This window comes from Planococcus maitriensis, from assembly GCF_003289925.1.
Classification (GTDB): Bacteria; Bacillota; Bacilli; order Bacillales_A; family Planococcaceae; genus Planococcus; species Planococcus maitriensis.
Genome location: NZ_QLZQ01000004.1, coordinates 1 through 23,607 on the forward strand (window position 1 = coordinate 1; position 23,607 = coordinate 23,607).

At 47.8% G+C, this 23,607-nt stretch carries 25 protein-coding genes, 1 pseudogene and 1 riboswitch; of the genes and pseudogenes, 11 read left to right on the plus strand and 15 right to left on the minus strand.

Annotated elements, in window-relative coordinates; translation table 11 throughout:
• Nucleotides 1–240: 240 nt before the first annotated feature.
• From DP119_RS10210 to DP119_RS10225, 5 genes and pseudogenes are all read right to left on the minus strand, one after another.
• The gene (locus tag DP119_RS10210) at nucleotides 241–2,121 is read right to left on the minus strand and encodes a copper-translocating P-type ATPase (protein ID WP_276308712.1); all 1,881 of its coding nucleotides are present in this window, start codon (nucleotides 2,119–2,121) and stop codon (nucleotides 241–243) included.
• 11 nt (nucleotides 2,122–2,132) lie between these two features.
• The gene (locus tag DP119_RS16035) at nucleotides 2,133–2,369 is read right to left on the minus strand and encodes a hypothetical protein (RefSeq protein WP_276308713.1); all 237 of its coding nucleotides are present in this window, start codon (nucleotides 2,367–2,369) and stop codon (nucleotides 2,133–2,135) included.
• Nucleotides 2,370–2,717: 348 nt separating this feature from the next.
• A pseudogene (locus DP119_RS10215) lies at nucleotides 2,718–3,218 on the minus strand (HAD-IC family P-type ATPase); the annotation flags it as partial.
• Between the two features lie 333 nt (nucleotides 3,219–3,551).
• Nucleotides 3,552–4,256 carry a Crp/Fnr family transcriptional regulator gene (locus tag DP119_RS10220; protein ID WP_112233089.1) on the minus strand — a complete coding sequence of 235 codons (705 nt, stop codon included), beginning with the start codon at nucleotides 4,254–4,256 and terminating at the stop codon, nucleotides 3,552–3,554.
• Between the two features lie 14 nt (nucleotides 4,257–4,270).
• On the minus strand, nucleotides 4,271–4,492 hold the full coding sequence (locus DP119_RS10225; RefSeq protein ID WP_112233090.1) for a heavy-metal-associated domain-containing protein: 222 nt from the start codon (nucleotides 4,490–4,492) through the stop codon (nucleotides 4,271–4,273).
• 460 nt (nucleotides 4,493–4,952) lie between these two features.
• On the opposite strand from DP119_RS10225, the gene DP119_RS10230 reads away from it, so the two are divergent.
• From DP119_RS10230 to DP119_RS10240, 3 genes are read left to right on the plus strand one after another with little or no spacing between them, the layout of a single operon-like run.
• Nucleotides 4,953–5,096, plus strand: coding sequence for a cytochrome c oxidase subunit 2A (locus DP119_RS10230; protein WP_112233091.1), 144 nt, complete (start codon nucleotides 4,953–4,955; stop codon nucleotides 5,094–5,096).
• A gap of 42 nt (nucleotides 5,097–5,138) precedes the next feature.
• Complete coding sequence (locus DP119_RS10235; RefSeq protein ID WP_112233092.1) at nucleotides 5,139–5,606, plus strand: cytochrome c oxidase subunit II; 468 nt, start codon at nucleotides 5,139–5,141, stop codon at nucleotides 5,604–5,606.
• A 20-nt stretch (nucleotides 5,607–5,626) separates the two neighbouring features.
• Nucleotides 5,627–7,324, plus strand: a complete 1,698-nt coding sequence (locus DP119_RS10240; RefSeq protein WP_112233093.1) for a cbb3-type cytochrome c oxidase subunit I — start codon at nucleotides 5,627–5,629, stop codon at nucleotides 7,322–7,324.
• 86 nt (nucleotides 7,325–7,410) lie between these two features.
• On the opposite strand, the gene DP119_RS10245 is transcribed toward DP119_RS10240, so the two are convergent.
• The 3 genes from DP119_RS10245 to DP119_RS10255 form a co-directional block, all read right to left on the minus strand.
• On the minus strand, nucleotides 7,411–8,895 hold the full coding sequence (locus DP119_RS10245) for a DASS family sodium-coupled anion symporter (RefSeq protein WP_112233094.1): 1,485 nt from the start codon (nucleotides 8,893–8,895) through the stop codon (nucleotides 7,411–7,413).
• Nucleotides 8,896–9,095: 200 nt separating this feature from the next.
• On the minus strand, nucleotides 9,096–9,596 hold the full coding sequence (locus DP119_RS10250; RefSeq protein ID WP_225218478.1) for a Dps family protein: 501 nt from the start codon (nucleotides 9,594–9,596) through the stop codon (nucleotides 9,096–9,098).
• 115 nt (nucleotides 9,597–9,711) lie between these two features.
• Nucleotides 9,712–11,610: a heavy metal translocating P-type ATPase gene (locus DP119_RS10255; RefSeq protein ID WP_112233095.1), complete on the minus strand. Its 1,899-nt coding sequence runs from the start codon at nucleotides 11,608–11,610 to the stop codon at nucleotides 9,712–9,714.
• Nucleotides 11,611–11,859: 249 nt separating this feature from the next.
• Here DP119_RS10255 and DP119_RS10260 point away from each other — a divergent pair, with 249 nt between their 5' ends.
• The 3 genes from DP119_RS10260 (at nucleotide 11,860) to DP119_RS10270 (ending at nucleotide 14,359) form a co-directional block, all read left to right on the plus strand.
• The gene (locus DP119_RS10260; RefSeq protein ID WP_112233096.1) at nucleotides 11,860–12,069 is read left to right on the plus strand and encodes a heavy-metal-associated domain-containing protein; all 210 of its coding nucleotides are present in this window, start codon (nucleotides 11,860–11,862) and stop codon (nucleotides 12,067–12,069) included.
• A 444-nt stretch (nucleotides 12,070–12,513) separates the two neighbouring features.
• Nucleotides 12,514–12,693: riboswitch (cobalamin riboswitch) on the plus strand.
• A gap of 167 nt (nucleotides 12,694–12,860) precedes the next feature.
• The gene (locus DP119_RS10265) at nucleotides 12,861–13,403 is read left to right on the plus strand and encodes a hypothetical protein (protein WP_112233097.1); all 543 of its coding nucleotides are present in this window, start codon (nucleotides 12,861–12,863) and stop codon (nucleotides 13,401–13,403) included.
• Complete coding sequence (locus DP119_RS10270) at nucleotides 13,400–14,359, plus strand: ABC transporter substrate-binding protein (RefSeq protein ID WP_112233098.1); 960 nt, start codon at nucleotides 13,400–13,402, stop codon at nucleotides 14,357–14,359. The genes DP119_RS10265 and DP119_RS10270 overlap by 4 nt, the downstream gene beginning before the upstream one ends.
• A gap of 179 nt (nucleotides 14,360–14,538) precedes the next feature.
• On the opposite strand, the gene DP119_RS10275 is transcribed toward DP119_RS10270, so the two are convergent.
• Genes DP119_RS10275 through DP119_RS10285 form a run of 3 tightly spaced genes read right to left on the minus strand, consistent with a single transcriptional unit; the run spans nucleotide 14,539 to nucleotide 17,012 of the window.
• Entirely contained in the window at nucleotides 14,539–14,988 is a 450-nt protein-coding gene (locus DP119_RS10275) for a biotin/lipoyl-containing protein (protein WP_167399214.1), read from the minus strand.
• 13 nt (nucleotides 14,989–15,001) lie between these two features.
• On the minus strand, nucleotides 15,002–16,024 hold the full coding sequence (locus tag DP119_RS10280; RefSeq protein ID WP_112233100.1) for an alpha-ketoacid dehydrogenase subunit beta: 1,023 nt from the start codon (nucleotides 16,022–16,024) through the stop codon (nucleotides 15,002–15,004).
• Between the two features lie 22 nt (nucleotides 16,025–16,046).
• Entirely contained in the window at nucleotides 16,047–17,012 is a 966-nt protein-coding gene (locus tag DP119_RS10285) for a thiamine pyrophosphate-dependent dehydrogenase E1 component subunit alpha (protein WP_112233304.1), read from the minus strand.
• Nucleotides 17,013–17,363: 351 nt separating this feature from the next.
• On the opposite strand from DP119_RS10285, the gene DP119_RS10290 reads away from it, so the two are divergent.
• The 3 genes from DP119_RS10290 (at nucleotide 17,364) to DP119_RS10300 (ending at nucleotide 18,562) form a co-directional block, all read left to right on the plus strand.
• Nucleotides 17,364–17,843 (plus strand): DUF2975 domain-containing protein, encoded by a 480-nt coding sequence (locus tag DP119_RS10290; protein WP_112233101.1) that lies wholly within the window; start codon nucleotides 17,364–17,366, stop codon nucleotides 17,841–17,843.
• 9 nt (nucleotides 17,844–17,852) lie between these two features.
• Nucleotides 17,853–18,062, plus strand: coding sequence for a helix-turn-helix domain-containing protein (locus DP119_RS10295; protein WP_101189751.1), 210 nt, complete (start codon nucleotides 17,853–17,855; stop codon nucleotides 18,060–18,062).
• An 80-nt stretch (nucleotides 18,063–18,142) separates the two neighbouring features.
• The gene (locus DP119_RS10300) at nucleotides 18,143–18,562 is read left to right on the plus strand and encodes a hypothetical protein (protein WP_112233102.1); all 420 of its coding nucleotides are present in this window, start codon (nucleotides 18,143–18,145) and stop codon (nucleotides 18,560–18,562) included.
• Between the two features lie 14 nt (nucleotides 18,563–18,576).
• Here the strand turns inward: DP119_RS10300 and DP119_RS10305 are convergent, their stop codons facing one another.
• Both DP119_RS10305 and DP119_RS10310 read right to left on the minus strand, forming a co-directional pair.
• Nucleotides 18,577–19,098 carry a DinB family protein gene (locus DP119_RS10305; RefSeq protein ID WP_112233103.1) on the minus strand — a complete coding sequence of 174 codons (522 nt, stop codon included), beginning with the start codon at nucleotides 19,096–19,098 and terminating at the stop codon, nucleotides 18,577–18,579.
• Nucleotides 19,099–19,191: 93 nt separating this feature from the next.
• Nucleotides 19,192–19,545: a helix-turn-helix domain-containing protein gene (locus tag DP119_RS10310; RefSeq protein ID WP_101189748.1), complete on the minus strand. Its 354-nt coding sequence runs from the start codon at nucleotides 19,543–19,545 to the stop codon at nucleotides 19,192–19,194.
• 212 nt (nucleotides 19,546–19,757) lie between these two features.
• Here DP119_RS10310 and DP119_RS10315 point away from each other — a divergent pair, with 212 nt between their 5' ends.
• Nucleotides 19,758–20,423 (plus strand): GIY-YIG nuclease family protein, encoded by a 666-nt coding sequence (locus DP119_RS10315; RefSeq protein ID WP_240616415.1) that lies wholly within the window; start codon nucleotides 19,758–19,760, stop codon nucleotides 20,421–20,423.
• A gap of 67 nt (nucleotides 20,424–20,490) precedes the next feature.
• Here the strand turns inward: DP119_RS10315 and DP119_RS10320 are convergent, their stop codons facing one another.
• Together DP119_RS10320 and DP119_RS10325 are read right to left on the minus strand one after the other, a co-directional pair.
• Nucleotides 20,491–21,135, minus strand: a complete 645-nt coding sequence (locus DP119_RS10320) for a DUF1643 domain-containing protein (RefSeq protein ID WP_112233105.1) — start codon at nucleotides 21,133–21,135, stop codon at nucleotides 20,491–20,493.
• Between the two features lie 116 nt (nucleotides 21,136–21,251).
• Nucleotides 21,252–22,379 carry an NADH-dependent flavin oxidoreductase gene (locus DP119_RS10325; protein WP_112233106.1) on the minus strand — a complete coding sequence of 376 codons (1,128 nt, stop codon included), beginning with the start codon at nucleotides 22,377–22,379 and terminating at the stop codon, nucleotides 21,252–21,254.
• Between the two features lie 154 nt (nucleotides 22,380–22,533).
• Here DP119_RS10325 and DP119_RS10330 point away from each other — a divergent pair, with 154 nt between their 5' ends.
• Entirely contained in the window at nucleotides 22,534–23,562 is a 1,029-nt protein-coding gene (locus tag DP119_RS10330) for an NADP-dependent oxidoreductase (RefSeq protein WP_101189745.1), read from the plus strand.
• Nucleotides 23,563–23,607 lie beyond the last annotated feature (45 nt).

The following is a 23,607-nucleotide window of genomic DNA, read 5'->3' on the forward strand; positions in this document are numbered from 1 at the left end:
TGACGAAAAAACTGGAGAAAAGAGACGCTTTGATTGGCCGCTTTTCTCCATTTTGTGTTCATACAACTTCCGATAAAACACATGATATGTAAACTATAAAACTATACTTAATTATTCAAAGTCTTCAAACCTCTGTTGACTTTAGCTCATTCAAAACGAAGCCCCCAAGGCAAAAGAAAATTCAACTTTTGGGAGGCAACACTTTTCATGTACGACTATTAAACACTATGTTGAACAGATTTAATTCTTTAGTTTTAATGTCATCGCATTGACGGCCACGATAACAGTGGACACGGACATCAGAACCGCTCCTGCTGCAGGAGCCAAGGTAATCCCGATGAAGGCTAAACCCCCTGCAGCTATAGGAATCGCAATAAAATTATAACCGGCTCCCCATACGAGGTTTTGATTCATTTTACTGGTTGTTTTATTAGCCAATTCGATAAAGGATTCTATATCTCCCGGATCCGACTGAGTCAAAATCACATCAGCGGAATCGATGGCGACTTGAGTTCCGGCACCGACTGCTATGCCAACATCTGCAATTGCAAGGGAAGGTGCATCGTTTACACCATCACCGACCATGATGACAGTTTGCTCTTTATTTTTTAATGATTCCACTAACTCATATTTATCTTGTGGGGATTGATTGGCTCTGTATTCAATACCCAGTTCTTCAGCCACCCCTTGTGCCGCCGTTTCATTGTCACCCGTCGCCATAATCGGTTGTATACCGTTACGTTTCAATGCTTGTATCAGCGTTTTACTCGTTTCTTTTAATTCATCGCCTAATGCGACCGTACCGATGGGTTTCCCGTCTTCAATCAGTATGCTTACTGTGGCCCCTTTCGGAATATCCACCGCCACATCTTTTCCAAATGCCTTTTGGCTGATCAATTCGTATTTGCGTCCATTGGCGTTTCCTTCCACGCCGGCACCCGACATGACATCAATCGAATCAAAGCGGACAGGCTGAATCCCTTGTTTCTCAGCGTGATGGACGATCGACTGGGCGATTGGGTGGCTGGATCCGCCTTCAATCCCTGCCATAAGGGCCGCGATTTCAGCTTCGTTATGCTGGCCATCCAGTGTTTCCATGCTCAATACTTTAAATTCCCCTGTAGTTAATGTGCCTGTTTTATCCAGTATCATTACATCTGCCTTGTTTGCCAGTTCCAACGCTTCCCGGTCTTTGACCAACAGCCCGCGGCTTGCTCCCAAACTGGTGCTTCGTGCAATTACTAAAGGAATGGCAAGACCAAGGGCATGCGGACAAGCGATGACTAATGTCGTAACCGTAAACAGAATGGCTGTTTGAATGTCTGAAATATATAGCCATACGACAAAAGCGATGACGGCCGCTGCAATTGCGATATAAAACAGCCAGCCAGCTACTTTTTGAGCCAGATTTTCAGCTCTGGAAGGCTGATCTTGAGCCTGTTTAATCAAGGTTTGAACTTGAGAAATGAAAGACCGGTCGCCTGTTTCCTGTACTTCCAGGTACAAAACCCCTTCTCCGTTTGTAGAACCGCCGATTACTTTGTCTCCAACTCCTTTTACAACAGGCTTAGATTCTCCTGTTAATAAGGCTTCATTGATACGGGAATCTCCTCGTTTGAGGATGCCATCAGCCGGAACGTTTTCGCCAGCCTGAACACGTACAAGATCTCCGACTTTTAAATCGGCTACCGGACGCGTCTCAATGGCATCGTCTTCCACTACTACATGTGCATCTTTCGGCATAAGTTCAGCGAGTGATTGTTGCGCATCTCCTGCGTCTCCCACCGCTTTCATTTCAATCCAGTGGCCAAGGAGCATGATCAGCAGCAAGGAAGCAAATTCAAAGAAAAAGTCCATAACGTGCTCACCTGTCACATAACGTGCCAGCACTGCATAAATGCTATATAAGTAAGAAACGGACAGTCCCAAAGAAATAAGGGCCATCATGCCTGGCGCTTTTTCCTTAAATTCAGCGATTGCCCCTTGATAGAAGGGTTTTCCGCCATAAATCAGCAATATAGTCGCTAACACCGCGACAACAATGTCCGAGTAAGGGAAGGTGAATTGAAAGGGAAGCCGAACGTCCATCATCGGCGATAATAACAAAATGACAATGCCCAAGGGCAGCGACTTCAGAAAATTTCTTTGAAGTTTCCGTGGTGGTGATGTTCATGTCCACTGTGATCATGGCTACTATGATTGTGATGGGCATGATCATCATGAATTTTGGAAGGATTGCTGTCGTTATGAATGCCTTCTTCCACTTGATCTTCATGGTAAGAATGCCCAACATGTTCAGAATGGTCCATCTTATGGTCATCTGCCTGTTCATCGTGATGATGGTGTTGGTCTTTTTCATTTTTAGTCATTAAGTACGCCTCCTTCAAAATAGTTACTTCCTTATGCCATTTATACTTTACTTCCGTTATTAATGACGAGAATAATCTGTCTGTTCAATGACCCCATTATAGCCGTTCTGCCCGTTTTTTGTTTGAACGTTTTAAGGTCCAACTGGAGACGACAATACTGACTTCAAACATAATGAAGAGCAAAATGATAGTTAGAATATCAAACATGAAATTTCGTTAAACTTTTAGTTTCTCTTCGCATTCCTTGAGCCGTCTCCCCCTTGTCTTCATTACTTTGAAAGAAAAAGGCCAAAAGCAATGCACCTTCGCTTTAGGCCTTCCTTTTATGATTTCCTTCTATATATACCTTTACTTTTCCAATTTCACTCGTTGCAGACGAAGCGAGTTCAAAACGACCGACACGGAACTGAAGGCCATTGCGGCCCCGGCAACCCAAGGCGCGAGCAGGCCGATGGCGGCAATCGGGATGCCCACTGTATTGTAAGCGAAAGCCCAGAACAGGTTCTGTTTGATGTTGCGCATCGTTTTGCGGCTCATGATGATTGCATCCGCAATGCTGTTCAAGTCGCCGCGGATCAGTGTAATATCCGCTGCTTCCATCGCCACATCTGTACCCGTGCCGATCGCCATGCCGATATCGGATACGGCCAATGCCGGTGCGTCGTTGATGCCGTCACCGACCATCGCCACTTTCTTGCCTTGCTGCTGCAGTTTCTTCACTTCATCCGCTTTGCCTTCCGGTAGCACTTCCGAAATCACCGCATCGACACCGACTTCTTTGCCGATCGCCTGCGCGGCCCGCTCGTTGTCGCCCGTCATCATGATGACTTTAATGCTCAGCTGATGTAGACTATCTACAGCCTATCTTGAGACGTGTGACTAGATGTTTTGCACATGCAAAACCACCTCCGATTTCAGTGCTTATTTCGAGTGCACCCTTTCGAAGGTTTTTTATATTTGCCTATTACTTCAGGCAGTCTAATCTTTAATGAACTATTTTCAGTTATTTTCGTCCGTCCCACTTACTTCGACAGATATAATGAGAGTCAGAATCGCGGTAACGATAAGAACAAGAGACATAACCAATAACATAGGAATCTCCTCCAAAATGATTTATTATCTTACTTAATTTTGAAATCTTTTCACATTGCACATAGTTACCGTCAAATATCGTACCGATTACTAGATGAGCAGCAAAGCATCCAGGTCCAGTACACGGATTCGGCGCTGGTCTTCCTGCTCGATCCATCCCTCGTCTTCGAACTTGGCAAGTTTCCGGCTGATGGTTTCAGGAGTCGTTCCGAGAAAAGAAGCAAGATCTTTTCTGGACATCGGCAAATGGTACTCCGTTGATTTGTTCTCTTCCACCTGCTGAGCCAGATAAAGCCCAATCCGTGTTTCCACGTCTTCTGTCGCAAAGCTGGTCATCTGGCTTTCCGCCTGGCCAAGCCGGTTGGAAAATTCACTTAGGATTTTCAATGAAATATTTGGATACCGCTGCAGAAATTCCTGAAGATCGCCGCGCTGGATGCTGCAAATGTCGGTCTTTTCCATCGCTTCCGCATAATCATCATGAATCGATTCCTTAAACAAGGCGAGTTCACCGGTGAAATCGCCTGGCTGCAGAATCCGGATCAATTGCTCTTTGCCGTTTTCCGACAGACGGTAAACTTTCACTTTCCCTTGATGGACGATATACAGGGAATCCGAGGCATCGCCGGCACTGTGCAGCAGCTCCCCTTTCTTCAAGGAGATAGAACGCGTCGTTTTGGCGACTTCCTCCATTTCTTCGTTTTGAAGATGATTAAAGATCGGAACGATGGAAACACATAATTGATGTGCTCCCTTGTTTCCTTTTGTATGCCGGCATGCTTCCTGATACTTCATACTTTCCCTCCTAGTTAGGCAACTTTCCTTGAATACACAGAATAACCCAGTTTCACAATCAGTTCTTCGATCTGCTGATCCGAAATTTGCGCTTCATCAAACTCGACTCTTACTTTTCCGGAATGGAACAGAACTTTGCCATCCTTTACACCAGCCTGTCTCCCCAAAGCATTCTCGATTTTTTTGATGCAGGACGGACAACTGAATGGCTCCATTTGAAATACCGCTTTTCTCATATTGCTCTCCTCCTTATATTCATCTTCATTATAAGGGGTGCCTGTTTCTTTAACCTTGATGGCCGTCAAGGATGATAGTAGTTTAAAGAAATTAACCCTTAAAAGGATTAAAAAATAAAATTTAGTGAATAATACAAAAGAGGATATAGTCTAATTAGACTAAAAACTTATACGATATGCAAGCATACCCAAATCATCTATTCGTAAAAGTGAATGAGAAATGTTCCATATTGGTTTTGCATTGACAGGCATCAAGGAATCCAATTTTTTATTCGCGTATACTGTCTTAACAGATTTATTTTCAATATTCCTGCAATTCCATTCTATTGGTATTTTGCGGCATTATCCAATTTTGAGTTTTACTCGAAAAATTTAAGTTGGTTTCATTCCTTAATGAAGCAACTTGAATAGAACTGAAGCTGCTCTCTGCTTCATCCGGAAAAGAAAGGAGGAAATCAAAATGAAGGAAGCTTCCAAAAAGAAAGACCGCGAAGACGCTCAGGAAACTTCATTGCGAGGCACTTTTACTTCCGTTCTGATCATCGCGGTATTCATGCTTGTGTCCTGGTTCAGCGTTTTCTTTTTATTCCTGGAGCGCAACTGAAACGGGGCAACTATTATAGAAATTTGAGAGGAGATTCGACGTATGCATATCCATCGTTATGAAAAACTCTGGCTGATTATCGGTTCACTCATTTTAGCCGTTTTCCTCGGGATTTTAGCATTTCAAACTTTTTTCCTGGAAATGGGGCCGCCGAGCCATGCGGAAATGATCGATCCGCAAACGGTCCGCGAGTCTGAGATTTTTGCGGACACTGAGCTGAAGGAAATCGGCGATAACGAATACGAAATTGCCATTATCGCGGAAATGTTTGCGTTCCAGCCGGGTGATTTGGAAATTCCGGCAGGCGCGACAGTCCATTTCACTTTGGCATCACCTGACGTCACCCACGGCTTTAAAATTACAGACACGAACGTCAATGTCATGGTCGTTCCCGGCCATATTTCGAAAGTCAGCCATACATTCGACGAGCCAGGGGAATACCTGATCCTATGCAATGAATATTGCGGCCTCGGGCACGAGTTCATGGCAAACACCATCACCGTCAAATAAAGAAGAAAGAAGGGGAAGAAATGGCTCACATCAATGAAACACCGATTCTGCATAAAGGGACGGCCGTTAACGAAGATGCCGCTGCCGGCATTACGGGACGGGATATCCGACTATCGGCCGCGAATTTATTCATCGCATTTATTGCATTATTAATCGGCGGATTTGCCGGTCTATTGCAGGGCCTGGTCCGCAGCGGTTTTTTTGAACTCCCTTCGTGGATCAGTTATTATGCACTGCTGACTGCCCACGGCGTCATGTTCATCCTGGTATTAAGTTCTTTTTTCAGCATCGGCTACCTGTATGCCGGAACTTCACGGGTGCTTGGCGGACTGGCCAATAAAACCATCGCTTTCGGATGGGCAGGCTTTGCTCTCATGACAACCGGCACGCTGATCGCTGCGTTTCTTATTGTTACCGGAAACGCCAATGTGCTTTATACGTTTTACACTCCGATGCAGGCTCATCCCTGGTTTTATATCGGGCTTGCGCTTATTGTCGTCGGCATCCTGTTAAATTGCATCGGCATGTTCATCACCTATCAGAGCTGGCGCAAACGAAATCCCGGAAAACTAACGCCGCTTTTCGCCTTTTTCGCAAATGCCGTTTTCGTCCTTTGGGTTTTCGCTTCCCTGTTCATCGCTGTTTTTGTCATAGCGATGGTCATTCCGTGGGCATTCGGATGGGTTGCAACCATTGATCCGATGATGGGCCGCACCTTATTTTGGGCTTTCGGCCATACGCTCGTGAATATTTGGATGCTGACATCCATTTCAGCCTGGTATGTGGCGATGCCAAAAATCATCGGCGGAAAAGTATTCAGTGATTCACTGGCGCGTGTCGCTGTGGTCATTCTTGTGGTGGCCAATGTACCCGGCGGCTTCCACCACCAGATCCTTGATCCGGGCTTGTCCGTCAATGTGAAATTTCTGCACGTGATTCAAACATTCATGATCATTTTCCCTTCCCTCATGACCGCCTTTGCGATGCTCGCCACTATGGAACGGACCGGAAGAGCAAAAGGCGTTACGAGTTTGCTCGGCTGGTGGAAAACGCTGCCTTGGTCTGATGCCCGTTTCTTCGCATTGATTGTCGCCATGTTTGCCTATATCCCAGCGGGGCTCGGCGGAATTATCAACGCCAGCAACCAAATTAACCAGGTTGTCCATAATTCCATCTGGGTCACCGGCCATTTGCATTTAACCGTTGGCACTACGGTCATCCTGACATTTTTTGGGATTTCCTATTGGCTGATCCCTTATTTATCCGGCAGAAAAATGACGCCGACAATCAACCGGTTGGCCGTTGCCCAAACGGTCATTTGGGCGAGCGGCATGCTGCTCATGTCGGGTGCCATGCACATTAACGGGCTGCTCGGAAGCCCCCGCCGGACGGCCAATACGTCCTACAATGGCCACAGCGCCGCTGCGGACTGGGCGATGTACGAAATGTTGATGGCGATGGGCGGAGTGATCCTGGTCGTCGGCATCATTCTGCTGGTTTATATCTGGGCACAGCTCGCCTTTTTCGCGCCAAAAGGAAAGACAGACTTTCCGATCGGAGAAGATTACAGCCCTTCAGATGCATCACCGCTGTTCATGGACCGCTGGTCGATTTGGGTGGCACTGGCGACAGTATCAGTGGCCATTGCTTATATCATCCCGCTGATCGACTTTGCTTCGGGCCATAATCCGGGATCGCCGCCGTTCTTGATGCCTTAGCTCAGCAGAAAAGTTACAGATATAGATAAAAGAGGATGTTCCCAAGTCAGTTCTTCAGCAGACTCGGGGCATCCTCTTTTTCTTTCTTACAATAATCCGATCCATTTCCAGTAGGTCGCGCTGAAAAGCAATATCAGCAAGTAACCGATGATGGTCAGCGGCACACCTGATTTCAAAAAGTCCTTCACTGTGAAAGCCCCTGTTCCGTAGGCCAGCATGTTTTGCGGCGCACTGACCGGAAGCAGGAATCCAAACGAAATGACGAATTGCTGGATTAAGACAAAACCGATTTCATTGCTATCGAGCTGCAGAGTCGTGGCCAAAGCGATAAAGATAGGGATCAACGCAGATGACAAGCTCGTTGCACTCGCAAAACCAAGGTGAATGAGAATATTAAATAAAGAAAGCAAGGCGATCGTCGCAAGAAGCGGCATATTTTCCAATCCCATCGCCCCAAATACTTTATCGGACAACCATTGGGCCGCTTCCGTACTCAACAAAGTGGAGCCGAGCGCAATTCCGACAGCGAAAACGATAATCGTACCCCATGGAATCATTTTTTCTACCGTCTTCCAGTCAAAGACACCCACTTTTGGAGCCAGTAAAATAGCGATTGCTACGATGGTGACCGTTGTTGTATCAAAGGGATGCAAGATTTCTTCTGTCGACCACAAAAGCAATAATGCCAAAGATACGACAATCAACCGGATTTCAGCCGGCTTAAGAGGCCCCAATTCATTCAAGTCTTTCTGAATCAACTCGGTGCCGCCTTCCACTACTTTCGTCTCTGGCTTGATCAGTTTAATCATGACAAAATACAGCACAACCGACATGATGATGGACCATGGCGCCGCATAAAGGAACCAGGCGCTCCATGACACAGTCTCTCCAAACTCATTTTCCATGAAACCAAGCGCTACCAGGTTCTGTGCAGCACCTGTTTTGATGCCGACATTCCAGATGGATACCGATTGGACCGCAGTGATGACCAATAGCGCTGCGAGTCGGCTGTTGACAGGCAATCCGAATGCCGCGACCATACCAAGCAGAATCGGTACGACTGCGCCGGCACGGGCTGTGGCACTCGGCACAAAGAATGCAAGTACAATTGAAACAATGATGGCACCAAAAACGATAGCGCCCGTTTTTGTACCGACTTTCGATAAAATCCACAACGCCAAGCGCTTATGCAAATTCGTCGCTTGCATGGCAGCTGCCAAGAACAAGGCTGCAGCGACAAGCGCCACTGCCGAATTACTGAAACCCGCCAATGCCAGACTGAGTGCATCTCCCGTACCGAGTAGCTCCCCTGGATTTTCGGGATTTGGGGAAAGACCCAACAACAGAGCCATAAGCCCGATAATCATGGCGGCACTGACTGGATACGAAACCGCTTCTGTCATCCATAAAACGACCGCAAATGCTAAAATGGCAAGTGTTCTTTGCCCCACCACTGATAAATCTCCCGGCGTTGGCAATAAAACAATGATAATTAAAATGGCAAAAGCCAAAAAAATATAGACCGGTCTTAAATTGCGTTTCGGTTTTTCTTCCGCTGTTTTTTCCACCATGAAAACCACCCTTTCTTGAAGTATATTCACAACCATTGCTTACCCTGTCGAGATCAGAGTGAGACGGTGATGACTCTTGTTCAGAGCTTCAGATAAATACATTAAAAAAACCATCGTACAATAGAAACGAATGTGTCTCTATCGTATGATGGTTTACTGATTTAGAGAGACTATATTTCTGCAACGCGTTTTATTTTCTCCTACTCTTCATCTTCCCCTTCTAAAGCATCGTTGCCCAGATAAGCCTGCAGCATCCAAATGTTTTTATCGAGGCTGGCTTTGTATCCGGTCAGCATATCCACCGTTACATCGTCTTTCTCTTTCGCCGCAAGATGGATGGCTTTGACTGTTACATCCCGAATGACCCGGTAATCATCCACTAATATGCCAAGCATATCTTGGGAAGAAAGCGGCTCAATATAAGGTGTTTCACTAATAAATGCATGTTCCAGATATTCACCGAGAGTCGAATACGGTTTCTCGCCAATGGCAATCAAGCGTTCTCCGAAAGCATCATAGTATTCGTTGGCTTCGTCATAAAGTTCATTGAATTTCTCATGCAGCGGAAAGAATTCTGGTCCTTTCAAGTACCAATGGAATTGGTGAAGTTTCACGAATAAGACATTTTGATTGGCGATTAAATGATTGACCATAAAAGCTGCAGTTGCATGATGGTGTTCGTGGTTAGTATGTTCAGTCATGATAAGATTCCTCCTAAATGTTTTGGTTTTAACTCCGGATTTTACGCAATAGCTGTAGAAAGGAAAGGGAGAAAGTAGCGGATTCCTCCCTTCTCTTCATTTTCACCTATATTTTTTACACTTGAACGGGTTCCAATTCTTTTTCCCGCTGCTGCATCTGTTTCCGGTTGAAGCCCATCAGTCTCATGGCGTTCAGGATGACGATCAGGACGCTGGCTTCGTGGATGAACATGCCGGACGCCAGATGAACGGAACCCATTAGCACACCGACAAGCAGGACAGCGACGATGCCGACAGCGAAGAATGTATTTTGTTTCATGTTGCGGATGGTCGCTTTGGACAGGGAGTAAGCGTGTGAGAATTGCATCAGCTTATCGGCCATCAGGACGACATCCGCCGTTTCCATCGAAATGTCCGTGCCGCCTTCACCCATCGCGAGTCCGATATCGGCTGTGGCAATCGCCGGCGCATCGTTGACACCGTCCCCTGCCATCGCCACGACATGGCCTTGTTGTTTCAATTGTTTCACGAAAGCCACTTTGTCTTCCGGCAACAGTTCGGCATGGAATTCGTCCAGCCCTAATTTTGTCGCGACGAGTTCCGCTGTGTGCTGGTTGTCGCCCGTCAGCATGACGATGTTCTTGACGCCATTTTTTCTCATTTGAGCGAGTGCGGGAGCCGCGTCTTCGCGAATCTGGTCGGCAATCGAGAAGATGCCGGCGACTTCCCCGTCCACCGCCGCGAAGATCGCTGTGTTTCCGGCTTTCTCGCGATTTACCGCATACGCTTCCACTTCCGCCGGGATGACGATGTTTTGCGTGTTCATGAGCTTGCGGTTCCCGATCGCCAAAACCCGTCCTTCCACTGTAGCCGTTAAACCGTTGCCTTTGATCACGTCGACGGCTTCCGGTTCCTGATCAAGAGCCATGTCACGACTCTTCGCTTCTTTGACGATCGTTTGGCCAAGGTGGTGTTCAGACACCGTTTCCGCCTGTGCCACCAATCGAAGCAAGTCCTGTTCCCCGTGCGAATGAAAGACCTTGATATCCGTCACTTCTGGTCTCCCTTTTGTCAATGTACCGGTTTTGTCAAAGACCAGTGTGTCGACTTTCGCGAAGCGGTCCATCACTTCGCCGCCTTTGACCAGCACGCCATTTTTTGCACCATTGCCGATGCCCGCTACACTCGATACCGGTGCACCGATGATCAACGCCCCTGGGCACGCGATGACGAGAAACGTAATGGCGAGATGAAGATCTCTTGTAAGGGCATAAACCACAACCGACAGGACGACGACTGCGGGGGTATAGATATTGGCGAATTTGTTCAGGAATTTTTCCGTTTTCGATTTCGATTCCTGCGCTTCTTCCACCAGCTCTATGATTTTCGCGAATGTTGTATCATCGCCGACTTTTTCAGCGATGATTTCGATATAGCCCGTGTCCATGACCGTACTGCTGAACACGTTGTCTCCCAATTTTTTGGACGCCGGGACCGATTCCCCTGTGATGGCCGCTTCGTTCAACGACGCTTGCCCCGTGACGATTTTGCCGTCCACCGGCACTTTTCCGCCCGTCCGGATGATGACACGATCCCCTTCGACGACTTCTTCCACCGGCACGGTCACACTGACGCCATCACGGATGATGGTCGCTTCCTGCGGTGCCATATCCACCAGGCTTTTTAGAGAAGAACGTGTTTTTTCCAGTGTGCGGGCTTCCAGATAATCCCCGAACAAGAACAGGAACGTTACGACTGCTGATTCCACGTATTCCCCGATAAAAAGCGCACCGATGACGGCGATTGTTACCAGCATTTCAATACTGAACGCTTTCATCATTAACGCCTGGAACGCTTTGACCGCGATCGGAATCCCGGCAATGACCGTCGCGGTGATCAATGTGAACTGCCGCAGGTCATGGTGACCCGTGAAGTTCAAGACCAGCGCCAGGACCAGTAAGAAACCGGCTAGAAAAGTGATGCTTTTTTTGTGTTTATGAATGAACCCAATCATTTTGTTCCACTCCTCTTTCTTTCGACTGTTATTTTCTTTACACCCTTATCTTAAGTGGTTTCGAGACAGAATAACTTGACCTTCATCAAGCCCTGAAGCTTTTTTGCGTTTTCTTTTTCTGTTTGTTTTCTTTCTTCCATTTCTATAACTACCGCGAAGCTTACTCCGTTCAAAAAATTGATGGCCGTCAAGGAACTGGATGGATGGGCGTCCTATACTTAAGGTAGAAAAAACAAAGGAGAGATTGACATGACCACAGTAAAATTCCAATTGGAACCGCTCACTTGCCCTTCCTGCATCAAAAAAATTGAAGGAAAAGTAGGGAAAATAGATGGTGTCGAGGAAGTGAAAGTGCTGTTCAACTCCAGTAAAGTGAAAGCTGTCTACGACGCGGACAAAGTAGCGCCGGAAGAATTGAGAACAGTCATTGAGAAATTGGGTTATCCGGTAGTTGCTTAACGACGGCTGCCGACAGCTGCAGATTTGATGGCGAAATAAAAAAATACGAGCTCCTTTGGCAAAGGAAGCTCGTATTTTTGTATTTGGCAAAGATATAAAAATGTATTTGCTGAATATTACATATTTATTAAACCTTAGGGCAATTTGCTATTAAAATCCGTTCGTAAAAGTACACTTTTCCGAACGCTCTCAAAACAGCTTAATAAAGCGCAAAAAATGTTCGTAAACATACCAAAACACTTTACGAACGTTCGCTGGTTCTCGATGACTTTTACGAACGTTTTTCAACTCCTAGTGAAATACTGATTATGATCCATTCGCCTATGTACGGAGCCATGCCCAAAGCGGCCTCCACGACAGTTTCTCCATTATTATTCAAGTTTTAAACATTTTCATTCCCCTCTCCTAAACTCATGCCAAAAATGCTACACTGAAACTAAGTAAATAATCATGCAGGGAAAAGGTGCTGATTCGTCAGCGTAACAGGGAATCCGGTGAAAATCCGGAGCTGTTTCCGCAACTGTAAGTGCGTATGAAATAAGAGATGCCACTGGGGAGACCCGGGAAGGCCTTAGAGTAAAGCGATGCACAAGCCAGGAGACCTACCTTTTTCTGAACGTATTTTTGCTCTTCGGAAGATAAGAGGATCTACGGCAACTTTTTCCTATGGACAGCCTTGTGCTGGATATTCGCAATCGTGCCACTCTCTTCGTTGAGAGTGGCTTTTTTTGTCTCTTTTTGAAAGCGATACGTCTGCTGATATTTACGGATTCTATCCAGGAGGTGAACAAATGAAAAAAGACATGCGCTACCTGTGCTACCCGTTCATGCGGGAAAGCGCTTCGACGGTCGATTTCGAGATCCGCACCGATTCCTTGACGACACGGATCGGCGAAGCCATCGCGGTCAACGATGTCCCGCAAATCATCGATGATTTGCGCTGCCTGCAGCCGATGGTTTATCACTTGAACGGCTCGGTGCGCGGGAAACTCGCGATTACCGAACAAGACCTCGCCGAGCTCAGCGACTTGTACGACCGCTACGTGGCGGAAGTGAAAGAGGAAATCGGCCAGTTCGTCCTGCCGCAAGGAACCCACGCTGCGTGCATTCTTCACGTCTGCCGCAGCGAAGCGAAAAAGTCCGTCCGCGCCCTGCACCATGTGATGCTTGAGCGCGAAGTGCCGGAGCATTTGATGGACTATGCCAACCTGCTCGCCAATGTCTTTTTTGTCATGGCCGTGTATGCCAATAAGCAGCACGGCGTCGATGAAATCCCATTCGTCAGCAAATCCTATCCAACAAAACGCATGAAGAAAAAGGAGACTCACTCGTGAAAATCAAATCATTTCTCTTACTCAGCATTCCACTCTCTTTAACACTCGGTGCTTGCCAAGATGATACTGCCGAAGTACCGGCAACAGACGAAACAACAGAAGAAACGCCAACTGAAACTGCAAGCGACGCACCGTACACGGTCACCGATGACCGCGGCGAAGAACTCGAATTCGAGCAAGCGCCTGAAACGATCGTGTCGCTCATCCCGAGCAACACCGAGATCGTCTTTGCACTCGATTCCGGCGATCAATTGGTCGGCGTTACCGACTATGACAACTACCCGGAAGCGGCACAGGACATCGAACGCGTCAGTGATTCCGTGGAATTCAATGCCGAGAAAATCATCCAGCTCGACCCGGATGTCGTTTTGGCTTATTCAACCGGCGAGGCACCGCCTGCCCTTTCCCAACTTGAAGATGCCGACATTCCGGTATTCGTTATCGAATCGGCTACTTCATTCGATGAAGTATACGGCGATATCGAACAAATCGCCTCTGTTCTTGCCAAGGAAGAAAAAGGCGCTGAAGTGATCGAAGGCATCCAAACGCAAATCGAAGATGTCCAAGAACGCCTTGCAGCGGTCGAAGAGCAAAAAGAAGTGTACGTGGAAATCAGCCCGTCCCCTGAAATTTACACAACCGGTAAATCGACGTTCATGCAGGAAATCCTTGACCACGCCCAAGTAACCAATGCCTTTGAAGATCTCGAAGGATGGCCGAATATTTCCGAAGAAGAAGTCATCACCCGCGATCCGGAAGTCATCTTGACGACCGTTTCTTATGTGGAAGATGCGGCCGGTGATATCGAAGCCCGCGACAGCTGGTCGGATGTAGACGCCATCCAAGACGGCGACGTCCATTTCATCGATTCCGACATTACTTCCCGCCCTGGTCCGCGCATCGGCGAAGCGGTGCAGTTAGTTGCGGAAACGGTGTATCCTGAATTGATGGAATAAGTTTATTCATTTGCGCTTCACTCAACAAGCACAGACATTCCCTAAGCTATTTCACTGTTTATAAAGTCCTGCATCATAACGGCGCAAGTCCTGCTCTCACTCTGTTTCAGAGGGAATGAATAGTCTATTCATCAATAAAAAAGGCGCAACCGATTAAGTCGGTTACGCCTTTTTTCTATTCATAATCCCGCTTCATCGCGGATGTCCTGCTCGGTTATCGCCCCGCCCTTTCCAGTCCCATTGACGTCTTCAAGTTTAACGTCCAGTTCTTTCGCGAGATGGCGAAGTCTTGGCGACACGCGGGTAAAGCTCGCTGTCTCCTGTGCCGCTTCGCTTTCTTCTGCCTGCTCAAGGTGGACCTTTTCAGGAGCCCCCGTGTTCTCGGCAGCTTGTCCTTTCGGGTCGATGACCGCCAGCAATGTGCCGGCTTTGGCGGAATCTCCGCGCTTCACGTGGATTTTCTTCACCGTCCCACCCGTTTCGGCACGGATTTCAGACACCGCTTTTTCCGTCTGCACTTCACACAGCACGGCGCCTTCTTCGACGTAATCGCCTTCATCAACGAACCACAGGACAATCAAGCTCTCATCGGTATCTTCAGACAGCTTCGGCAAAGTCACATCATGCATCCAATCGCCTCCTTTACGCTTCATCCATCATCTGCTTGACTGTCTCGACGATTTTATCCGGCCCCGGCAAGACGAAATCTTCCAGCACATGGCTATACGGAATCGGCACATCCGGAATCGCCAGGCGCTTGATCGGCGATTCAAGTTCATAGAGCGCTTCTTCCGAGACGATGGCCGCGATTTCAGCTGTCATGCCATACGAGCGGTAATCCTCATCGACGACGACCAGCCGATGCGTTTTCTTCACTGAATTGAGGATGGTATCTTTATCGATCGGCGCCAAGGATCGCAGGTCGATGACTTCCGCTTCGATGCCATCTTGTGCCAATCGCTCTGCCGCTTCCATCGCATAATGCGTCATCATCTGGATGCCGACGATGGTTACGTCTTTGCCTTCCCGCATGACATTCGCTTTGTCGAGCGGCACGGTATACGATTCTTCCGGCACATGGCCGACTGCATAATCGAGCTGGTCCATCCAACCTAGGCCCTGCAAGGATTTATGGAACATGAAAACAACCGGATTGTCATCACGGATCGCAGATGTCATCATGCCTTTTAAATCATACGGCGTGCTTGGTGCGACCACTTTCATCCCCGGCATATGGGCGAACGTTGCATATAAAGTCTGGGAATGCTGCGCGGCATCGCTATAGCCGCCGCCGACTGCGGTCATGAGCACCATCGGCAAGCGTACATTGCCGCCGGACATATATGGAATCTTCGCCATGTGGTTGTAGATCTGGTCCATACAGACGCCAAAGAAATCGACGAACATCAATTCGGCAACGGGCCGCATGCCTTCTGCAGCTGCACCGATTGCCGCGCCGATGAACGCCGTTTCGGAAATCGGCGTATCGAGCACGCGCTCCGGCCCGAATTTTTCCATCAAGCCTTGCGTTGAACCGAAAATGCCGCCGTATTTTCCGATATCTTCACCGAGCACGAATACGTTTTTGTCGTTCTCCATCTCCTGGGCAATCGCTTCCGCCATCGCTTTATTGCCCGTCAGCATTCTTTTTTTCGCTGTCTCCATTTCGGAATCTCTCCTTTTCGGATTAAGATGTAAAGACGTCATCCAATGCGGCTTCAGGTTTCGGATAATCGCTGTCGCGTGCAAATTGGTACGCGTCATCGACTTCTTTTTTGGCGCGTGTTTCGATTTCTTCCAGTTCCGGTTCATTCACATGTTCCGCATCCAAGAGCTGCTGGCGCAGTTTCATGATCGGGTCGCGCGCCCGCAGTCCCGGCACTTCTTCCTTGTCCCGGTATAACTCGGGATCGCCCTGGAAATGGCCGAGGAAACGGAAAGTTTCAATTTCGATGATTGTCGGGCCCTGTCCGTTGCGTGCCCGGTTGACCGCTTCTTCGGACGCTTTATACATTGCGACAGGGTCGTTGTCTTTTACGTAAGCACCTGCCACGCCATATGCCGACGCGCGCAGGTCGTTCGATTCGACCGAAGTCGATGCCGTTTTCGGTACCGAGATGCCGTACGAATTGTCTTCGACGACGATGATGAGCGGTAAATTCCACAGCGCCGCCAAGTTGAGCGATTCATGAAACGCTCCGGCATTCGCCGCTCCTTCACCGATGAATGCCACGGCGACCCAGTCTTTTCCTTTCATTTTATTGGCCATAGCCGCACCGACCGCATGCGGAATGCCGGCTGCCACGATGCCGCCACATGAGAATTTCACTTCCGGATCGAACAAATGCATATGCCCGCCTTTGCCTTTTCCGAGACCTGATTCTTTTCCGAAAATCTCCGCCGTCATTTTCTTCAAGTCGACACCTTTGGCGATGGCGTGATGATGCGGACGGTGCGGCGCGGTTACCGTATCGTCTTTCGTCAAATGCACCATCATGCCGGCGGCGGCTGGTTCCTGCCCGGTCGCGAGATGCATTTCACCCGGCACGGGGCCTTCACCGATATTGAACACCGGTGACTTGCCTTCCGTATACGCCTCCACCATCTGGTCTTCATAATAGCGGATCTTGACCATTTGCTCGTACATCCACATCAGCTTGTCGACAGATACAGAAGGCTGTTTTTCTTCGAACTTAGTCACTGCTACTCCTCCTTTTTTACTCCATAAATTCGGATGGCGTGCGACAAATTCCATAGGCCTAAACACTCTCAGTGTACTGCGTTTCATTAAATATTTCAATATTCTGATAATAAAAGAATAGAGAATTTACAATTATGATGAACTTCTTTAATTAACAGGCGCAACTTGTTAGAAACTGCTTAGAAATGCACCTATTCATCCTTTACTTTCAAAATTGTAATATCGCTAAACAACAATTATTTATTGATAAACGATAAATAGTTCGCTATACTTTGATTATTAACAAGTAAAGAGGTGTGTTTTATGAAACGGGAGACTTTGTTTTTGAAAGTGGTGCTGTTTCTCATGGCGCTGCCGGTCATCGCGTTGTGCATCTTCGTGGTGCCACCGCTTTCGGGCATTATCCAGGACGGGCCGGAGCAGCTGGCGTTTTTGCAATATGTGTTTGTCACCTTGCTTTATGCAACAGCGGTTGCGTATTTCGTCGCGCTGTACCAGACTTATAAATTATTGAGCTTTATCGATGACAATATCGCCTTCTCTGTGCGCTCAGTGACGGCGATCAAAAACATCAAACGGTGTGCGCTGGTGATCACCGGCATTTACGTTCTCGCAATGCCGTTGTTTTACATCATCGCAGAAATTGATGATGCCCCGGGACTGATCCTCATGGGCGCGGCGATTGGCTTCGGCGCACTTGTCATCGCCGTTTTCGCAGCGGTTTTGCAGAAGCTGCTTACGCACGCCATCGACATCAAATCAGAAAACGATCTTACGGTCTGAGGTGATACCATGCCAATCATCATAAATCTCGACGTCATGCTCGCCAAGCGCAAAATGAGCATGACCGAGCTATCCGAAAAAGTCGGCGTCACCATGCCCAATTTGTCTATCCTGAAAAACGGCAAAGCGAAAGCGATCCGCTTCTCGACTCTTGAAGCCATCTGCAAAGTGCTCGACTGCCAGCCAGGCGATGTATTGGAATACCAGGAAGAAGAATAGTCCTGACTTCCTTCGCTTTTTGAAAACAGTAAATTTCAGAGCAACTTGCCCATTCTTCGAAACCAAAGGAGGAAAAGATCTTGCTGACAAAACTGGTCGCTGCATTTAATCTAGCAATGTCGTTAGGCGCATTTTATATGGGCATTTCCATGCTGCCGTTCATGGGGGTGTTCGTGGAATTTCCATCCGAGTGGGCCGGCGTCATGCCCTTCAGTAGTTGGTCCGCTTTAGCTATGTATGGAATGATTGTCTTCGGAATCGGGAATGCCGTGGTTGCGGTTTATGGGTTCATGAAGAAAACGCGGGTGTTTTTTGTGGCGAATCTTGGTTTAGGAATCCTGCTATCGCTAAGTGCTGCATTGCCGATCGTGTTGCTCGGGGAATGGTATTTGCCTCTCGTGTTCTTTTTCTTCCTCAGTTTCACGCAAATGACTCTCAGTATAGTCGGATTTACTGCTAGAGGCATCCATAGGAATACAGAAAAAACTCAAGGCGTATGAAAGCCTTGAGTTTTTTAATGTTTATTATTTTGGCAAATACGTTTGGTCATGCAGATCTGCCCCCGGTGGCTTGTTTCATCTTCCACGACATGGAACCAGAGAAAGTACTTATTGTAGACAACTCCGTGATCATACTGCCCTTCTTCGTACAACCAGCTATCATTGACACTTTCCAATAGCGACAGCGTATGATCCCTGACCTTCTTTAATTCATCTAGGTAATAATCAAGCGGATGGTTGCGGATCGCGCTTCTCGCTTTGTCCCCAAGTTCAAGCGGCACGAGCCATTGCTCCAGCTCCTGTTGTGTCAAGTCACGGTTTTCGAACGTGATGACCTGGTGCACAAATTCAATCGCCGCCATGTGCATCAAGAGCGCCCCGATCGAATTCGATTGCCCATCAGCCAAATAATCGAGCGCTTCGATAGACAAACCTTCTACATCCGCCAATGTAACCGCGCGCGTATAGTCGAGCATCGACACGAGTTCGCCGATCTTCGGCGAGAATCCTGCTTGTTCCTTGATCCGGTAATCCATACTGCTCCCCCCTTCCAGCTTACAAGCCATTATTAGCAATGAAAAAGACTGGAGCGCTCCAGTCTTTTTTTGTGTATTGCTTCTATATGAATGCTACGCCAAGCTGAACTTCTTTTGGATCCGCTTTACAATATCCGCTTCCTTGCTTTGGATGAATTCATTAGCGATTTGCTTTACCATCGCATTGATCTCCCTATTCATTTCCGTTTTCATCCTTACTTGATCAATGACTACACCATTCGGAGTAAACTGCCGGCCTGAAAGTTCATCGAGCGAGACATTATAGAGGTCTGCCATTTTCACCAGCAATTTGAGATTCGGCTCACCTTTCCCGGTTTCGAAATTACTATAAGTTGCACGTGTTATTATTAGATGATCCGCAACCACTTGCATCGACAATTTGTTCTGTACTCTGAGCGCCTTTAGGTTTTCTGCTAACTTTGCCATAGATAGACCCCTTCACACAATCAATTTACTTACTTTATTCACTTGTTGGTTGGTTGAAATAATCGCTTCATTTACATGAACTGGTATTGATACTAGTTAAGAATTATACATAATAATTAAATAGTAACATATTCATAATTAAGTTATAATCACAATATCACGTAAATTTGGAAATAAATATAGAAAGGGTTTTGATTATGCTAAAAAACCTATTGAATAAATGGTTATCCTCATCTACTGAAACAGTAACTCATGACCCTAATGCTACTCCGATTTCGAAAGTCTATCTATATGAACCAAACCAAGCCGCTCTGAAGCAGGTCATGGAATCCCCTGACATTTCCGGAGAAGCGCCAGGTTATGTCTATTTCGTGCAAGAGCACTTGAATGGTTCTTTCAAAATCGGCAAAACCAAGCATGTGGAACGGTATATGAACCTCTTTGTCGTGAAGCTTCCTTTCGAAAACAAATTGATCCATTTGATTAAATCCGGCAACCACCATCAGACAAAAGCTGCCTTTCATCAGCATTTCAAAGACAAACGGCTCGAAGGTGAATGGTTTGCTTTGAATCAGGACGATGTGGCCTGGCTAAAAGCTGGCGGATACCCTGATACTATCCAGCAGACGATTTCGGGCGGGCAAACAATTGAAGGCTCCCCATCATCGAAGGCGGAAAAAGATGACAAACCGCTGACGCCCAAGCAGGCGGCATTCGCCAAAACCCTACTAAACAAGCTTGAAGGCCGCTACGAACTGGCTGTCGATTTTTCGCAGCTGACCCATAAAGACTTGAATCGCCTGAGCGGCTATTTCCGCTTTAAAAATCAAGGTGCATTGAATAATTTGGTTTCAGCTGGAGTGCTTAAAGAAAAATAATGGACAGTAAAAAGGCGCCTTCGAATGAAGACGCCTTTTTATGTTCTCTCTCTATTCTTAGTGCCTACTAAAGCAAAGCTTCCATCTTATCTAACCAGACGATCCGGTCCGCAACCGTCGCGGGTTTCGGATGGCGCGGAAATCCATTTTCACCTGCCACCCATGCTTTCGCATAATCATACGGCTTTTCTGCACAGCCATTTTGGAACAAGCCGAACTGGGCAGCGAGCCTCTTGGCGACAGTCGACGAACCCCATGCAAAAATGAGATGTACTGAAGTTCCCAGCAATTCTTCGCGTTGTTGGGTGTTTTGTTCCTGGAACAAGGAATGAGGGATCACTGCTTCATTGAACTTGTTTTCAATGCTTTTGAAGTTCATGATATTTCCTTCACAAATATCCGATAAATTGATGAGCGTGATCAAATCCCATGCTTGGCGCTCCATCAAATTCATCAGCTGGTATTGTGTCGGATTCGGTTTGGTGGGGATCCACTCTGCCTCCCGCGGGCTCTTTACGGTTTTCCCGGCTTGTGCACAATTGGACGGATTGATCATGACGATCACTGCATCCGTTCGAGTGGTAAAGGCACCGTTTCGCCTGATGCGCGCTTCGCGGCGCATCAGAAATGTCTCTTCCTCTATTTCAGTATGGTAAAACTTCGCCTCGACCGAGAAGATATGCTTCAAGTCTTCAGCTGGAATCAGTGACACATAATCCCTCCCCGTATCTTATTCTTCATTTTCAGTCTATCAAATATAACAGATCCGCGTTTTCAGCCGGATCAAAAAGCTCCCAAGCCATATCCGGTTTGGGAGCTTGCTGTTCTTTATACTTTCGCGTCCACTTTGACCATGCCGTAAGAGGTGATGGCGTTCCACATCGTTTCCGGGATGTCGAGTTTGCCGACCAGTTCTTGCGGGATCGTTTCGTTGATGTCCGCTTCGTTTCCTTGCTTCACTTTCTCGGTCCATTCCGGGTCGACCAATGCTTGGCGGCCCATGACGACGATATCCGCTCCTTCTTCAAGCGCAGCTACCGCGTGGCCGGGACGCGTGACGCCGCCGACTACGACAAACGGCACACGGCCATTGATCTGTTTCGACAGGATTTGGACGATGCTGTCTCCCTCTTCCATGCCACGCGGCGCTTTTTTGAATTCCATAAGCGATACGTGGATATAATGGATGCCGCCTTCGATCAAGCGCTCAACCAATTGTTGCGTTTCTTTGATCGTATAGCCAACGGAATCTGCATTGTTTTCTTCCGGAGACAAACGGTAGCCGATGATGAAGCTATCGTCCGCATGTTTTGCAGCCACTTGTTTCACTTCATCCAAGACCGCCAAACCGAATTTCAAACGGTTCTCCAAGCTGCCGCCCCACTCGTCTTCACGCTGGTTGTAAGTAGCTGAGACGAATTGCTGGATCAAATACGTATTGGCGCCATGGATTTCCACGCCGTCAAATCCGGCTTCGATTGCGCGGCGCGTGGTTTCGCCGAAATCGCGGATAATGGCGGTGATCTCTTCTCCCGTCAAAGCGCGCGGCGTCGGCTTGTCGGCCGATTCTGCGATAGCGCTCGGTGCGACCGTTTCACCCGCTTCGATCAAATCCGGTTGGCCTTGGCGGCCGCCGTGCTGCATTTGCAGGATAGCTTTGCTGCCTTGTGACTTCATTTCAGTTGCGAGTTGCTTTAAGCGCGGCATGACGTCGTCTTTGAACGCGACAAACTGGTTCGGGAAGGCGATGCCATTTTCCGAAACCGCGATGCATGCGGACACGAACAGGCTGCCGAGGCCTGCGCGGCGCTGGTAATAGGCAAGTTCTGCATCTGAGACAGTACCGTCCGGATTTCCTGAATATGTAGTCATCGGTGCGACGCCTAAACGGTCAGACAGGACGACGCCGTTCGGCAAAGTGATTTCTTCGAATAATGGTTTGTATTGGGGATTCATCGTTTGGCCTCTTTTCTCTTTAGCTTAGGTATATCAAAATATCATAGGACTAGGACAACTACAAGAATACGCGCTCGATAAGCCGGAACTTTTGTTTCCTTTCTTTGGTAATGGTACGCTCTTCTATGCAAACTTATTCCAAGGAGGAATTCATATGACACCAAACACATACAAAGAAATCCATTTGGCGAACCGCCCAGAAGGCACGCCCACTGATAAGGACTTTAATTTTATCGAAAAAGAGATTCCATCCATCGGAAAAGATGAAGTATTGCTAAGAACTTTATATCTTTCCGTTGACCCGTATATGCGCGGGCGCATGAAAGACGTGAAATCTTACGTTGAGCCGTTCAAATTGAACGAAGCGATCACCGGAGGCATTCTCGCGGAAGTCGTCGAGTCGAATTCCGATAAGTTCCAGCAAGGGGATGTCGTCAACGGCACGCTTAACTGGGCGGAGTATAATGTCGCGAATGCCCAGTCGGTCCAGAAAGTGGATCCATCACTTGCCCCGATCACGACGCGCCTCGGCATACTCGGCTTGACTGGATTGACGGCGTATTTCGGACTGCTCGATATCGGCAAGCCGCAACAAGGCGAAACAGTCGTCGTCTCAGGCGCAGCGGGAGCGGTCGGATCGGTCGTCGGACAGATCGCCAAACTGAAAGGCGCACATGTCGTCGGCATCGCCGGCTCGCAGGAAAAGATCGATTACCTCATCAACGAACTCGGATTCGACGCCGCAGTGAACTACAAATCCGATAGCTTCAAAGAAGATTTCAAGAAAGCCATCCCGAACGGCGTCGATGTCTATTTCGATAATGTCGGCGGCGAAGTGTCCGATGCAGTCATTTTCGAGATCAACCGCAATGCGCGCATCGTCCTGTGTGGCACGATTTCTTCCTATAACAATCCGGAAGCGGACCTTGGCCCGCGCATCCAGTGGAAATTCATCACGACGAGCTCGATGATGAAAGGCTTCACGCTCGGCGATTACGCGCATGATTTCAAGACAGGCGCACAAGCACTCGCCGGATGGCTGCAGGAAGGCAAACTGAAATATGAGGAAACGATCACAGAAGGCTTCGAGAAAACACCGGAAGCATTCCTTGGCCTATTCGAAGGCAGCAACCTCGGCAAGCAATTAGTGAAAGTCGCTGACCCTGAGTTTGCTAAACTATAAATCTCACTTTCTTCTATAGAAACACAAAAGCTGAAGCGGGAACCT

Coding starts and splice junctions, on each gene's coding strand:
- DP119_RS10280 (WP_112233100.1), bottom strand. CDS start 16,024: ATGGAGACAGCGAAAAAAAGAATGCTGACGGGCAATAAAGCGATGGCG.
- DP119_RS10290 (WP_112233101.1), top strand. CDS start 17,364: ATGAAACGGGAGACTTTGTTTTTGAAAGTGGTGCTGTTTCTCATGGCG.
- DP119_RS10255 (WP_112233095.1), bottom strand. CDS start 11,610: ATGATTGGGTTCATTCATAAACACAAAAAAAGCATCACTTTTCTAGCC.
- DP119_RS10295 (WP_101189751.1), top strand. CDS start 17,853: ATGCCAATCATCATAAATCTCGACGTCATGCTCGCCAAGCGCAAAATG.
- DP119_RS10240 (WP_112233093.1), top strand. CDS start 5,627: ATGGCTCACATCAATGAAACACCGATTCTGCATAAAGGGACGGCCGTT.
- DP119_RS16035 (WP_276308713.1), bottom strand. CDS start 2,369: ATGACTAAAAATGAAAAAGACCAACACCATCATCACGATGAACAGGCA.
- DP119_RS10220 (WP_112233089.1), bottom strand. CDS start 4,256: ATGAAGTATCAGGAAGCATGCCGGCATACAAAAGGAAACAAGGGAGCA.
- DP119_RS10225 (WP_112233090.1), bottom strand. CDS start 4,492: ATGAGAAAAGCGGTATTTCAAATGGAGCCATTCAGTTGTCCGTCCTGC.
- DP119_RS10325 (WP_112233106.1), bottom strand. CDS start 22,379: ATGAATCCCCAATACAAACCATTATTCGAAGAAATCACTTTGCCGAAC.
- DP119_RS10235 (WP_112233092.1), top strand. CDS start 5,139: ATGCATATCCATCGTTATGAAAAACTCTGGCTGATTATCGGTTCACTC.
- DP119_RS10310 (WP_101189748.1), bottom strand. CDS start 19,545: ATGGCAAAGTTAGCAGAAAACCTAAAGGCGCTCAGAGTACAGAACAAA.
- DP119_RS10250 (WP_225218478.1), bottom strand. CDS start 9,596: ATGACTGAACATACTAACCACGAACACCATCATGCAACTGCAGCTTTT.
- DP119_RS10275 (WP_167399214.1), bottom strand. CDS start 14,988: ATGCATGATGTGACTTTGCCGAAGCTGTCTGAAGATACCGATGAGAGC.
- DP119_RS10305 (WP_112233103.1), bottom strand. CDS start 19,098: ATGGATTACCGGATCAAGGAACAAGCAGGATTCTCGCCGAAGATCGGC.
- DP119_RS10245 (WP_112233094.1), bottom strand. CDS start 8,895: ATGGTGGAAAAAACAGCGGAAGAAAAACCGAAACGCAATTTAAGACCG.
- DP119_RS10265 (WP_112233097.1), top strand. CDS start 12,861: ATGAAAAAAGACATGCGCTACCTGTGCTACCCGTTCATGCGGGAAAGC.
- DP119_RS10260 (WP_112233096.1), top strand. CDS start 11,860: ATGACCACAGTAAAATTCCAATTGGAACCGCTCACTTGCCCTTCCTGC.
- DP119_RS10230 (WP_112233091.1), top strand. CDS start 4,953: ATGAAGGAAGCTTCCAAAAAGAAAGACCGCGAAGACGCTCAGGAAACT.
- DP119_RS10285 (WP_112233304.1), bottom strand. CDS start 17,012: ATGTGGATGTACGAGCAAATGGTCAAGATCCGCTATTATGAAGACCAG.
- DP119_RS10330 (WP_101189745.1), top strand. CDS start 22,534: ATGACACCAAACACATACAAAGAAATCCATTTGGCGAACCGCCCAGAA.